This window comes from Pseudomonas sp. Pseusp15 (genome assembly GCF_059492165.1).
Window position 1 is genome coordinate 2,484,816 of record NZ_CP168523.1, and the last position, 13,354, is coordinate 2,498,169.

10 protein-coding genes are annotated in these 13,354 nt (G+C 60.8%); 5 read left to right on the forward strand and 5 right to left on the reverse strand.

Annotation, left to right across the window (positions count from 1 at the left end; translation table 11 throughout):
- The first annotated feature begins 10 nt into the window (after window positions 1-10).
- The 5 genes from ACEN8R_RS11175 (at window position 11) to ACEN8R_RS11195 (ending at window position 7,611) form a co-directional block, all read left to right on the forward strand.
- Window positions 11-2,389, forward strand: a complete 2,379-nt coding sequence (locus ACEN8R_RS11175) for a hypothetical protein (protein ID WP_138867415.1) — start codon at window positions 11-13, stop codon at window positions 2,387-2,389.
- 67 nt (window positions 2,390-2,456) lie between these two features.
- Window positions 2,457-3,380 carry a hypothetical protein gene (locus ACEN8R_RS11180; RefSeq protein WP_495624872.1) on the forward strand — a complete coding sequence of 308 codons (924 nt, stop codon included), beginning with the start codon at window positions 2,457-2,459 and terminating at the stop codon, window positions 3,378-3,380.
- A 19-nt stretch (window positions 3,381-3,399) separates the two neighbouring features.
- A complete protein-coding gene (locus ACEN8R_RS11185) occupies window positions 3,400-4,710 on the forward strand; it encodes a hypothetical protein (RefSeq protein ID WP_086945631.1) in 1,311 nt (436 codons plus the stop codon).
- A 3-nt stretch (window positions 4,711-4,713) separates the two neighbouring features.
- Window positions 4,714-6,522, forward strand: coding sequence for a hypothetical protein (locus ACEN8R_RS11190; protein ID WP_495624873.1), 1,809 nt, complete (start codon window positions 4,714-4,716; stop codon window positions 6,520-6,522).
- A 33-nt stretch (window positions 6,523-6,555) separates the two neighbouring features.
- Entirely contained in the window at window positions 6,556-7,611 is a 1,056-nt protein-coding gene (locus tag ACEN8R_RS11195; protein ID WP_495624874.1) for a hypothetical protein, read from the forward strand.
- A gap of 71 nt (window positions 7,612-7,682) precedes the next feature.
- On the opposite strand, the gene ACEN8R_RS11200 is transcribed toward ACEN8R_RS11195, so the two are convergent.
- The 5 genes from ACEN8R_RS11200 to ACEN8R_RS11220 form a co-directional block, all read right to left on the reverse strand.
- Entirely contained in the window at window positions 7,683-8,768 is a 1,086-nt protein-coding gene (locus ACEN8R_RS11200; RefSeq protein ID WP_477759170.1) for a 2,3-butanediol dehydrogenase, read from the reverse strand.
- 94 nt (window positions 8,769-8,862) lie between these two features.
- The gene (locus tag ACEN8R_RS11205; RefSeq protein ID WP_064617509.1) at window positions 8,863-9,975 is read right to left on the reverse strand and encodes an acetoin dehydrogenase dihydrolipoyllysine-residue acetyltransferase subunit; all 1,113 of its coding nucleotides are present in this window, start codon (window positions 9,973-9,975) and stop codon (window positions 8,863-8,865) included.
- The gene (locus tag ACEN8R_RS11210; RefSeq protein ID WP_018928915.1) at window positions 9,972-10,991 is read right to left on the reverse strand and encodes an alpha-ketoacid dehydrogenase subunit beta; all 1,020 of its coding nucleotides are present in this window, start codon (window positions 10,989-10,991) and stop codon (window positions 9,972-9,974) included. The genes ACEN8R_RS11205 and ACEN8R_RS11210 overlap by 4 nt, the downstream gene beginning before the upstream one ends.
- 33 nt (window positions 10,992-11,024) lie before the next feature.
- Window positions 11,025-12,002 carry a thiamine pyrophosphate-dependent dehydrogenase E1 component subunit alpha gene (locus tag ACEN8R_RS11215; RefSeq protein WP_495624875.1) on the reverse strand — a complete coding sequence of 326 codons (978 nt, stop codon included), beginning with the start codon at window positions 12,000-12,002 and terminating at the stop codon, window positions 11,025-11,027.
- 33 nt (window positions 12,003-12,035) lie between these two features.
- On the reverse strand, window positions 12,036-13,094 hold the full coding sequence (locus ACEN8R_RS11220) for an ATP-NAD kinase family protein (RefSeq protein ID WP_204125421.1): 1,059 nt from the start codon (window positions 13,092-13,094) through the stop codon (window positions 12,036-12,038).
- Window positions 13,095-13,354: the final 260 nt, after the last annotated feature.

Below are 13,354 nucleotides of genomic sequence, written 5' to 3' on the forward strand. Positions count from 1 at the left end.
GGAGCATGACATGAGCGTATTGAATTTCCCCCGTATCTACCTCAACGGCCACATGTTCTGGAACCCGCCAACAGCCAACAACAACGATGTGTTTCCACTCTATGACGCGGTCAACATGGATATTAACTGGCCGTTTGTGAACTTCTACGACATCACGCGCCAGAACGCCCCCAACAAGCTGATGCCCTGGGTCATCAGTCCCGTGAACAACGTCCCGGACTATGTGTCGATGGTGCCGACCAATGGCAGTCCGACCCCCTACATTCCCGCAGAATGGGATCTGTTTGGCGACAATGCCTGCGGCACGGTGAGCTACGACGATATCCGCTCCGTGGTCATCGGCGGCGAGCTGCAGGCCAACAACTACATCGCCCAGGATGCGCTGGTCGGCAAGAACTACCAATTGCTCGGTAACCCCTTTGGCAGCGCCAGTCCTACTGCCGCGCGCTTCGTGGACATCAGCCCGTGGCAGAACACCTTCACCGCGTTGTATTTCGACAAGCTGATGTTGGGGGATGATAAATGCGGCCTGACCCTCAATCGGCAATACCGGATGCTGGATCGATTCCTGAACTTCAATTGGGGGGCCCTCGGTGGTCTGAAGTATGTCACCACCACCTGGCAGACCTGCTTTCCTCAGGAAAACCTGGAATGGGTTATCGGCAACTCCGCGCTGCTGAGTCAGCTTCAACAGCAGATGAAGCAACAAGGAGCTCGTGGCTTGATGTTCAGGTTTTCCACCTACCTGACCTACTATGACAAGAACGGCATTTTCAACGATTTCCCGCCGATCAATACCCACTCCACGACAGCCGCGGACATGGCCAAAGTGCAAGCGATGTATCAGAAGGGCCTGGACAACGTTTCCGATATATTCTTCAACCCCGCCTACAGCCGCACCGCAGCGACCTTGGGTCTCTGGTTTGCCGACGAATACCCCACCGCACCCGCCGGCCGGCGCCTGGTATCTGCCAATCCGGTACCTGTTTTCAAAACAAACCAGCCTGTCGATGCCACAAGCATCACACTGGGTGTGATGTCGGCCCAGATTACCGGCAACACCCTGTCGCTGGATCTGGGCAACACTTTTCCGTTCTATCCAGTGGACTCCAACGCCCCGATCCCGACGGCCGAAAAATTCCATGCCGGCAACTATCTACTGGGCGTACGCAAGGATGGACAGTTCAACCCGGTGATCAACTTCGGTTTCGAGCAGTATCGACAAGCTGCCTTCGACAAACGTTCCGGCCTTCTGGACTTCACGCTCAACGACGCAGACAAGGCGACCCTGCAGGCCGGCCCTCTGGAGCTGCAGCTACAGGGCACACAAACGCCCCAGATCGCTTCCACTCAGCAGATGTGGACCGCCGAAGTGATAGAAAGCGGCAGTTTCATCGACGTGGGTGATCACAAGACGCTGCAAATCATGGTGCAAAAGGATGGCAAGCCAGCGGCCAACACCGTGCTGTGGGTGGCGGAGTATGGCAACCCCTTCTCGGTGACCACCAGCAACTACTATCTGGCATTCAGTAATCCGGCCGACTTCACACTGTTCTACGACCATCCGGCAGACCGTACATTGAACAAGCCCAATCTGCCGCAATTCAACGACATGCTCGCGATATCAAGCCACCTGGCTACCGGTAGCGGCCGTGGACTCATCGCCCTACAGGCCGTGGATACGTCGAATGCCGGGCCTTCGGGAATACCGGTAAATTATCAGCAGTTCCTGCATGACTTGGGCAAACCAGTCGCGGTCAATTTGCGCCCTTGCCTGACATTCGACTCAGCCATCTCCCGAACCGGGACGCTGCGCGATGCTCAGAACAGCATCGTCAATTACTCTGTTGCAAAGATCACCACCAACGCCAGCGGCATTGCCCAACTGGGCGTGAGTGCTCGAGCCCCGGGTTTTCCCACTCTGCGGTTCTTCGTGCAGGAAGATCACAACAACCCGGCCGTCCCTTTCAGTTTCAACTACACCCAGGCCTACACAGACTTCCTCGCCCCGATGCGCGTCCTGCCACTGGATCCTCAGTTGCAACAGGACTTCATCACCTACTGGAACTCCATCTGCACGCGTCAGAACGCCGCGACGCTGTTGTGGGAGAACTTCATCTACCCACGCATCTTGCAGACCTTCTATTACCTGTACCCGATCATGAACAAGTTCATGCCGCTCAACTCCCAGGCACGAGTTGAAGGCGCCATCGACCAACTGATTGTGCTGATCAGCAAGGAGTACCAGGAGGAAAGCACACTCGCCATGCCCATCACCCGCGACATGTCACAAAGCCGACGCGCCGTACTGGAGCTGTGGGCGCAGTCCCTGGTGAAACGCAATTACCCGCCCATCCCGCTCAGCATGAGCGACTACGAACAAAGCTAAAACTACAACGCTCAAGCAGGACCACCGGGTGACGAGTCTGTCACCCGGCACTTCACAGGAGTGTCATATGAAAGCCAGCATTTTGAACCGGCTGTTGCTGTTGACCCTGCTACTCATCCCGGCTCTATTCGCCCAGGCAGACAGCGGTGCCGTGTACTTCACCATGGGGGTGCACAACACCGAGGGGTGCAATGAACAGAACGGTAATTGCATCGCAACACGAGCACCGGGCGAGCCTTCCGATCCGTTTTTCCCGGCCTACTGGATCAGCGACTGGACCATGTACCGGGTGATGCACAACTACGAGAAAAACCCGCCGCCCTACAGCAATCCACCCACCACCCTGACCCCGGCGGACTACACCGTCTCTCGCGGCACCAGTTACTACGACACCGCCTACATCCCGCCGGATGGCGACGGCTTCGGCGCGATGATGGAACACTACGAGAAATACTGCCTGCCGATCTTCCCGATCAAGAACAACAACTACACCTGCTCCTTCGTGTCGCTGGGCAACAAGGCCTACTTCCTGACCTATCCCCAGGACCGTCCCAAGGACATGCCGGCCTGCTGCATGTTCTCGCCGATGAACCACCCACCACGGCAGGATTTCATCAAGCACCTGCCCTACAGTGCCGCGCGCAGCCAGAACCTCAATGGCAGCGTGCAAGCCTATGCCCTGAATGTCGACTCGCCACAAGGCCCGATCCTGTTCGGCTACGCCTTCTACAAGAACGCCACGGGACAACCGCCCTACCGGCATCCGCAGTCGTTCTATTTCTCCGGTGATGCCAGCGTCGCCAATGCCCCCATCGTCAGCCAGAACTACACCAACTTCCGCATCGCCAAACCGGACCCGGCCCAGACCTGGGCGCAAGTGGCCGCCATGTGCCCGGCGAATCCACCGCCCTGCCAATTGTTCGAACCACCGGCGTCACAGAGCAACGGCCAAAAGGCGCAGTGGAACAAGCTCATGCAACGCAAACCCTGAATAACGACGAAGGATCGCCATGAAAACCACATTCCGTTTCTGCGTGATGTTAGTGGGCCTGGCCAGTCTGCCGGCCTTGATCCTGGAGCAGGCCCTGGCCCGAGAACAGGCCATGCCGTCGACGCAGGCCAGTAACCTGAGTTGCCAACCCCCCAGCACCGCGCCGGTCGCCACCGCCAGTCAGGACCAGTTCGATCAATACAGCTGGCAGATGTTCATCGCTTTGAACTGGCCCGCACAGGATGGGCAACGAGGTGATCCCGACTGCGCCAAACAGCTTGGGGATCCCGGCTACACCGTTTGGCAAACCTACAAGACCGTGGAGGAAATCTTTCTGCCGAGGGGTGCCAATCCTGGCCCGTGGAATACCCCGCAGACCGCCAAAAGCCTGGGCATCATCAACATCGCCGCGCTGAAGAACAGCACCCAGGTGAATGCCGTCGACCAGGCCGTCGGCGGCTGGCTGATCGACCAGGCCGGTAACCCGACCTACTACGACATCTCGGCCAACGAGACGTCCTACGACTACATCGTCAACAACAACTTCTATAACGCCGACGTCGTTTCCAAAGCTAATAACATCAACTTCCCCAACGGGGTCATCGAGGTCAAGTCGAGCTGGCGCATCCTCACCCCCAACGACAATGCCAGCCACTACCTGACCATGCTGGCGCGCGTAGCCACGTTCAACGACCAGGGCCAGCGCAGCGGTGTCACCGAGGCCTACCTGGGCCTGGTGGGCCTGCACATCATCACCAAGGTCAATGGCTACCCACAGTGGATCTGGTCGACCTTCGAGCAGATCGACAACGTTCCGCCCAAGGAGCTGGTGCACGGTCAGTGGGTCGATCAGCCGACACCCGGCACAACCTACTCCTACTTCAACCCCACCGCGCCCCTCGTCAGCCTCAACCAGTCACCCTGCGACTGGCAGACTCAGGGTGGACAACTGGTCTGCGTGCCCAAACCCGGCACCACGTTCCAGACCCCGAACCCACTGAACCGGGTCACCCCGATTGCCGAGATCACCAACGGGGTAAACACCAATTACCGCACCAACCCGGACGTGCAAAAAAGCGTGTTGAAGTACTACCAGCTCATCACCACCCAGCGTCCGCTGATGCCGGACAACCCCAGCAACCCATTGGGTCAGCCGACCCCGTCGCTCTCGGCCAACGTGACCATGGAGAGCTACATCCAGCCCAACAGCAGCTGCATGAATTGCCACTCCATGGCGACACCGGTCAAGAGCCCCTACAAGGCCGATTTCTCCTACATGTTCAAATTCGCCAACGCGCCTGTCGGCAAAACCACCAAGGACGAGGAATAGATCATGAGCATTCTCAATGGACCACGCCTGAATTTCTGGGGCGGCATCCGCACGGACGTCAGCCTGCCGAACAACTCCCCCACCATCCCTTACGACGGCAATGATGAATGGCCGCTCTTCGACCTGACCACCTCGACCCTGGCACCGACTGCGCAGTCTTACACCGACGATCAGCTGAACAACATGATCAACGCGCCCGACGGCGACTACTACACCGCCGGCGGCTGGAATCACTATGGGCAGCATGTCGTCGACATGCAGAACGCCTTGATCAGTTCCCAGGGTAATCCGGGCAGCATCAGCACCACCGGCGACATGGTGGGCCAGCCGGTTTATCTGCTCGGCTCGGTGGACCCGGTGACCGGACAAGGCCCCGTCTCCGGCCCGATGATGGTGGACCTGGACCCCACCTCCTCAACGACCACCCAGATATTCGTCGGCGGCCTGCAGATTGGTGGTAACAGCGACATCCAGTTGCTGATTCGCAGTAATACCGTGTGCAGCAGTTTCGACGTGGCGGGACGTGTGCTGTTGCCCGCGAAAATGGATGCGCCGGGATCTTTCCACGCCAGCGGTACGTTTCAACTGACCTTCCCTTTGAGCAGCATCGTCAGCTGGAACCAGAACAGCAGTGGCCTGCGCTCGATCATCCAGGCGCCGGGTGCGACCGGCATTGTCCTGCGTTTCGTCATGTTCGAAATGTGCCCCACGATGACCACGGAACAACTGGACGCCGATTATGCCGCCGGCCGATACACCCCCAACCCGAGCATCGGCAGGGTCATCGGTACACTGGCCCCGGCCTTCGCCGACGAGCCGCTGAACTGCCAGCCGGGCCGGCAACTGGTCAACCAGAGTACGGGGAATGCCGGCTATGCCGACCTGGGCGGCAACGGTTACCTGAGCATCGACATGGTGAACGTCATTCCGAAGCAAACCTTCAGGGCCGTCAGGGACGATATCACCAGCCCTATCGGACCGAACGCGAACTACGGCCCCGTCACCATCACCGCAGGCACCACTGAACTGGCCACCCTGGACCCGACCAACCGCTTTCTATTCGACTACTACGTGTATGGCGGCATCGTCGACCTGCCCCTGACCGCCAACCAGCTACAGGCAGTGCAGACCGCCGCCCTGGCGATCAACGCGCCCGGCAAGGTCGCCGGTACCACGTTGCAAGCCACCGAATCGACCTATCGGGTGTATGCCGATCAGCGCAACGTCTACCTGGAGGACTACCCCAATGGCCTGTCAATCACCTTGCAGGTCAGGTACTTGGGCGGTCCGGTCCCCAAAGCCACCGAAATCGACCTGCAGGCTGCTGCTCCTGCTGTTTACGATGAACCGCAATACTGGGATTTCCTCGATTTTCCTGCATCGCTGACCGTTAACCCTGGCCAGCTCGCGATCAGTTTCCCGGTCACCGTCAAAGCGGGTTCTGCCGCCCAGGCGGGCTTTGTCGCCTTGACCTGCACGGCCAATGGCCTTCCAAGCAGTGGCTACTTCACCAGCTTCCGCAAATACGCACAGACCGACTTCGGCATCCCCGCGGGCACCCACATCACCTGGGAGCTGATGTACCCGAACGTCCTGCGCTTTCACTACCTGGCCTTCCCCGCCATGTCGCGCTACATCCCGCTCAATCAGCCCGACGCGGTCATGGGCGCCAAGAACCCCATCCTCGCCCGAACTTCGGATGCGTACAAAGGCACCACGCTGTTCATGCCTGTGGTGCGCTCGATGTCGCCCTGCCAGCGGGCGCTGCTCCGGGCTTATCTCACCGGTGAACCGTGGCAACCGCCGCAGTAACCGCATCCATCCGTTATTCATGGAGAGAGCCCTATGCCCATTCCCATTAATATCCCTGCGCGGCCCAGCGAAACCCTGTGCCCGAGCACCATCATCGCCGAAGGCCTGCTGAACCCTCGGGGCATTTGCGTGCAGGCCGATGGCAGCCTGCTGTTGACCGAAGCCGGCTCGGGCCTGCCGGAGCAGCCCTTCAGCGGTCGTATCAGTCGACTGCGACCGGATCCGCACAAGCCCGGCGCCTATCTGCCCGGCGAGATACTGGCGCAAGGTTTTCGCGCCATGAACATGCAGGCTCGCATGCTGCGCGATGAAATCATGGGGCTGTCGGACATCGCCTGCGGTGACGGGCGCTGTCTGGTCAGCCAGACCGATTACGTCGAGGGTTCCAAACTGCTGGACCTGCAATTCACACCGCCCGAACCGGTGTTTCACAGTCGTGGCAATCTGAATGCGCTGTGTTACCACCCGACCCGCCGCAGTTGGCTGGCGGTCAAGCCCGATACCAATCAGTTGGTGGAATTCGCCAGCGGACAGGACGAACGCGTGCTGGTCCGGTTGCCCGAACTGGACCAGGGCCAGGAAGCCGTCCCGGTGACCCTGGTGTACGAACCGGCGACCGACGCAGTGCTGATCAGTCTGTTTTCCGGAGAGTTGCAGGGCGCCCCGACGCGCAAGGGCATCGACTTCGCCGAGAAGGCCGGCCAGGTGATTCGGGTCTGGCCTGACAGTGGGCAAGTCGAGCTCCTGTTTCGTGGCCTGCAACTGCCCACCGGACTGGCGCTGTGTCCGAAGGGCAACGTGTTGGTGCTGGAGCTCTGCGACCGCCTGCAGCAACCCTTGCCACCCGACTGGAACGGCGAACCGCTGCATGGCGGCTTTACCCGTTTTACCGGGCGACTGCTGAGCTGCAACTTGCATACCGCCCAGGTCGCCGTGCTCGCCCGCGACCTGGATACCCCTTCCAACCTGTGTCTGCTGGAGGATGCGGTACTGGTGAGCGAAGGCATGGGTTTGACCGGCCGGCCACTGCCCATGCCAGACAACACCGTCGTCCCGTTGAGCGGCAGGCTGCGGCGGGTGCAGCTCTGAAAAGGTGGGCCACACGTTGCCTGAACATTACCTGCCCCGAATTCGGCAGGAATGTTCAGGCTCGGTTCGCGTCAATCGCGCTCTGAGGCGTCTCGGATTCGAGCGGGTGACACGATGATTTTCACGTTGTGCTCCTTGTTGTTAACCAATTGCTCAAAGCCCTGCCCGACGATCTGTTCCAGCTGAATGCGCCCGGTTATCAGCGGCGTGATGTCCAGCCGGCCGTCGGCGATAAAGGCGATTACATCTGCGAACTCACCGTTGTAGGCGAGTGCCCCCAGCACCTGTTTTTCGGTGGCGACCAGCTCGAAGAAATTGAACTCGCTGGGCTCCTCGAAGATGCCCACCAATACACACGTGCCGGCCTTGCGGATCAGGTCAATGGCGAGCTTGGCCGTGTGTTTGTTGCCGATGCATTCGAAACTGACATCTGCCCCCAGCCCGCCGGTCAGCCGTCGCACCTCAGCCAACGCGTCACACTCATTAGGGTCCAGCACTTGGCTTGCCCCCACCTCCAGCGCCTTGGCCTTGCGCGCTCCCGACATTTCCAGAGCAATGACCTGGGCCGCGCCAGCCGCCTTGGCGCACATGATGGTGCACAGGCCGATGGTTCCCGCGCCAACCACCACCACATTTTTCCCCAGCAAACTCCCGGCCTTTTTCACCGCGTGCATGCCCACTGCCAGCGGTTCGATCAGCGCCCCGGCTTCGGCTGGAAAGTTGGCCGGCAACTTGTAAAGCAGGTTGGCCGGCACGTTGACCAACTCGGCGAACGCGCCATTGTTCATCAGCCCGGTGAACGCCAGGTTCTCGCAAATGTTGTACAGCCCATGGGTGCAGTAATAACAAGTACCACAATGCTGACAGGCATCGGCTGCCACCGGTTCGCCCACACTGAACCCCTGGACCCCGGCGCCGATTTCGACGATCTCGCCACAGAACTCATGACCGAGAATGCACTGCCCCTTGATGCCGGTCAGCGGGTGCGGCGCATCCACCGGAATGAACACTGGCCCGGCCACGTACTCATGCAAGTCGGAGCCGCAAATACCGCACCATTGCACGCGAATCTGCACCCAGCCCGCCGGTGGCGAGACGGGCAACGGCACATCTTCGACGCGGATATCGTGACGACCATGCCAGACAGCGGCACGCATGCTGCGGGTCGGATCAATTGGAAGGCTCATGTTGGAATCTCCTTGAAATCGTTGGCCTTGGCGCCCGGCAAATGGCCGGCCGCCAAGGGAGGCATCAGTGTTGTTGGACAAAGTCCAGAATCAGCCGATTGACCTGCTCGGCCGCTTCCATCTGCACCATGTGCGCCTGACCCGGCAGGATTTCGACCTGAGCAGCCAGGCCAGCGCTGTGGGTCGCAGGAATGATCGCGTCGTCACTGCCCCAGATCAGCAACACCGGTTGCCGGTTTTCTTGCACCACGCCACGCAGATCGAGTTGTTGCCGGCCTTCTTTGAACAGCCCCGCAACCAGCAGGCGCAGGGCCGCATCCACCCCTTCCAGACGCTTGTACTTGAGCATGTCTTCGAGCATCTGCCGATTGACCAGTTCGGGGTCGGAGAACAGTTGCACCAATTGTGGTTTGAGGGCATTGCGGCTGGCTGCCTCGACAAAACCTTGCAGGTAATCGCCGTTGATTTCCGCGCCCAGGCCGGCGCTGCCGATCAAGCTCAGGGAACGCACCCGCTGGGGAGCCAGGCGCGCCGTGTTCAGCGACACCGCCCCGCCCATGGAATGCCCCACCAGATGCGCCACGGGAACATCCAGATGATCGAGCAGAGCCAGCAGCACCCTGCTCAACTCATCCAGATCTCCGTGTTCCAACTGTTTGCCCGACTCGCCATGGCCCGGCAGATCCAGAGCTATCACCCGGCGCCCGGCGGCCAATGCTTCATGATTGAACATCCAGTTATTCAGGTCACCGCCGAACCCGTGCACCAGCACCAACGGAACCCCGCCTTCGCCGCGCTCGAAGTAACGGATCAGTCGCCCGTCCAGTTCGACCTTCTGCGGCTTCGGCCCACTGTCTTCCTCGGCACCGTCACCTGGCACGAACGCGGCCTGGAACTGCTCGATCACCGCATCGATCTCGGCCTCGCTGGCTTCGCCGTCGACCACGATGCCTAGCAATGCACCGACCGCGAGGGTTTCATCCTGGCGCGCGATCTGCCGGCGCAGCACACCGGAAAACGGCGCTTCGACACTGCTGGAAATTTTGTCGGTTTCTACGTCGAGCACTTCATCGCCCTTGGCGATCGCCTGGCCCTCCTCCTTGAGCCAGACATCGACCCGGCCTTCGGTCATGGACAAGCCCCACTTGGGCATGGTCAGGGTATGGATCTGGCTCATGAACGCTTGCTCCACTCGATCAGCTTGAGCACGGCGTTTTCGATCTTCGCCGCGTCGGGGATATAGAGGTCTTCCAGAGAGTCGGAGAACGGCACCGGTGTGTGCGGCGCGGTGACCATCTCGATGGGCGCCTTGAGCGAGGCGAACGCTTTTTGCGCCACCAGGGCCGAGATGTCGGTGGCCATGGAACAGCGCGGGTTGGCTTCGTCGATCACCACCAGGCGCCCGGTCTTTTCCACGCTTTCCAGAATGCTGTCTTCGTCCAGCGGGCTGGTGGTGCGCAGGTCGATGACCTCGCAGTCAATCCCCCGCCCTGCCAGGCTGCGGGCTGCATCCATCGCCGTATTGACCGTGCGCCCATAGGAAACCAGGGTCACGTCCTTGCCGTCGCGCAGGAAGTTGGCCTCGCCGAACGGGATGGTATAGAGCTCTTCCGGCACCTCGCCCTGCATGCTGTAGAGCAGTTTGTGTTCGCAGAAGATGACCGGATCGTTGTCGCGGATGGCCTGGATCAACAGGCCCTTGGCGTCATAAGGGGATGACGGGCAGACAACTTTCAGGCCGGGGATGTGGGTCCACAGCGACGTGAGCATTTGCGAGTGTTGGGCGGCGGCCCGCAGGCCCGCGCCGACCATGGTGCGAATCACCAACGGGGTGGAAGCCTTGCCCCCGAACATGTAGCGAAACTTGGCCGCCTGATTGAGGATCTGGTCCAGGCAGCAACCGGCGAAGTCGACGAACATCAACTCACACACCGGGCGCACGCCGCAGGTCGCTGCGCCTACCGCGGCACCGACATAACCCAATTCCGACAGCGGCGTGTCCAGCACGCGGCCGGGAAATTGGTGGTAGAGGCCCTTGGTCACGCCCAATACCCCGCCCCAGGCGTCGTTTTCACCGGGAGCACCGGCACCGCCGGCGACGTCTTCCCCCATGATGAACACGCTGGGGTCGCGGCGCATTTCCTGAGCCAGGGCTTCGTTGATTGCCTGCTGATAACTGATTTTTCTCGCCATGATAAAGGTCTCGATTCTTGTTATAGGGGGCGTTCAGGGATAGGAAACGTAGACGTCGGTGAGCAGGTCGGCGGCGCTTGGCTTGGGGTCGGACTTGGCCTTGCGCACGGCATCTTCGATCAACAGGTCCACTTCGCCATCGATCTGGTCCAACTGGCTGGCATCGATCAAGCCGGTCCGAGTGGTGCGCTCGCGAAACTGCATCAGGCAGTCATTGTGTTCGCGGAAATACTTGACCTCGTCCGGTGCCCGATAGGTCTGGGCGTCGCCTTCAAAATGACCGTAGTAGCGGGTCAGCTTGACCTCGATCAACGACGGTCCTTCACCGGCTCGGGCGCGCGCCACTGCGGCACCGGCGGCTTCGTGAACGGCGAAAAAATCGAAGCCGTCGACGGTGACCCCAGGCATGCCGAAACCGGCTGCGCGGTCGGCAATGTGATCGCAGGCCACCGACCAGTTGGACGCCGTGGCCTCGGCGTAACCGTTGTTCTCGGCAATGAACAGGCACGGCAGGTTCCACACCGAGGCCATATTCATCGCTTCGAACACGGCCCCTTCGTTGGAACCGCCATCGCCGAAGAACGCCACGGCGACGCCGTCGGTCCCCTTGAGCCTGGCGGCCAGGGCCGCCCCTACCACCAGCGGTGCACCGGCACCGACGATGCCATTGGCACCGAGCATGCCTTTCTCGAAATCGGCGATGTGCATGGAGCCGCCCTTGCCCTGACAGACTCCGGTTTTCTTACCGTAGATTTCGGCCATCATCCCGTGCACATCAACGCCCTTGGCGATGCAATGACCGTGGCCACGGTGGTTGGAGGCGATGCAGTCGTCATCCCTCAGGTGAGCCATGACACCGGCGGCCGAGGCCTCTTCACCGGCATAAAGATGGACGAAACCGGGAATCTCGCCGGTGGCGAACTCCACGTGCAGGCGCTCTTCAAAGACGCGGATGGTGCGCATCACCCGATAGGCATGCAGCAATTGATCAGCAGTCAGCTGTGTCGACATTTTTATTCTCCAGGGTGTCTTGAGGCTCAAGTTTCAAAGTGCAAGGTTCAAAGGGTGTTGCGGGTGTTCACGACCGATGGCCAGCAGCCGCTCTTGCGCGGCATAGGCCAGCGCCGCATTGACATCGATGCTCAACGGGCCGCCGGCATCGAGGGTCACGGTGGGCAAGTCATCGGCGTTGAATTCGATTTCCCGTTCGCCATCCAGGGCCAGGGTGCCGCTGCTCAGGCACAGGCGATGGGCAACACCGGGTTCAAGGCTGGCGGCCGCGAGTACGCCGCAGCCTTGCAACAGGCCGGGCGCCAGGGGCACCAGCAAGGCTTCGGACGATTGCGGATCAAGGCGCATCCAGGCACCGTTGGGGGCTTGGCGCGAGACCGGAAACCACAAGCCGCAGAGGGCCGATATGCCAATGGACTGAGGTTCCGCGAAGGTGACGAACACCTCCGCCAGATCGATCCCACGGCTGATTGCACGGGCGCCGATGAAGGGCAGCGGGGACACTGCCACGTCTACCAGCGCCACTTCGCACAGGTCGCGGCGCGGAATCCGCACCAGCAGGCGTTTATTGCGACGCAAGGCAATTTCGGGTGGGATCCGGCCGCTGGCGAATAGCCCGCCGGCCAGCCCGGCGCTGGTGGCCTCACGCAGTTCCGGGAAGGCATTGTTGGTCCCCGTCGACAGGGTCAGCAGCGGAATGTCGCCGACTTCGGCAGCCACCGCTTTGTGGGTGCCGTCACCGCCGAGCACGGCAATCAGCGACACGCCGCGTTCAGCCATCCAGCGCGCGGCCTGGCGAGTGTCCGCCACGCTCTGGCGCAAGGTCAGTTCCAGGAATTCCAGAGTTGGCCAGTGGCTGTCACGCGCCTGGCGGCCATGACTGTTCTTCTTCACCGCCGCCGCGATGCCGGTCATGTCGGTGGGCATCAGCACGCGCTCGACACCGGTGGCGCCAAAAGCCGCCAGCAGCCGTTGGATCACCGAGACCTTGTCGGTGCTGGAAAACAGCCCGGCATTCGCCGTCAGGCGCCTTACGTCCCGGCCGGACGCCGGATTGGCAATGATGCCGACGGTCAGGGGCAAGCGACTCATGTCGCCACCACGGGTACGGCAGAGTAAAAGCCTCGGCAGGAGGACATAGGGCACCTCTTGTTATTATCGGGTTGCCAGTCGTGCTGGTTGCCAGGGTTAGAGCAAGGCCGGTGCCAGAATCGCAAAAGATCGCCATAAAGCCCGTTCCAGAGCGGTTTTGACTACATTTCCAAGTGATGGGATCCCGCTCGATTGAGACGTCCCATGTCAGCCTGCACGGGTTAGCGGCCAGACCTTGAGACGTCGCGTCTCAGCTTCGC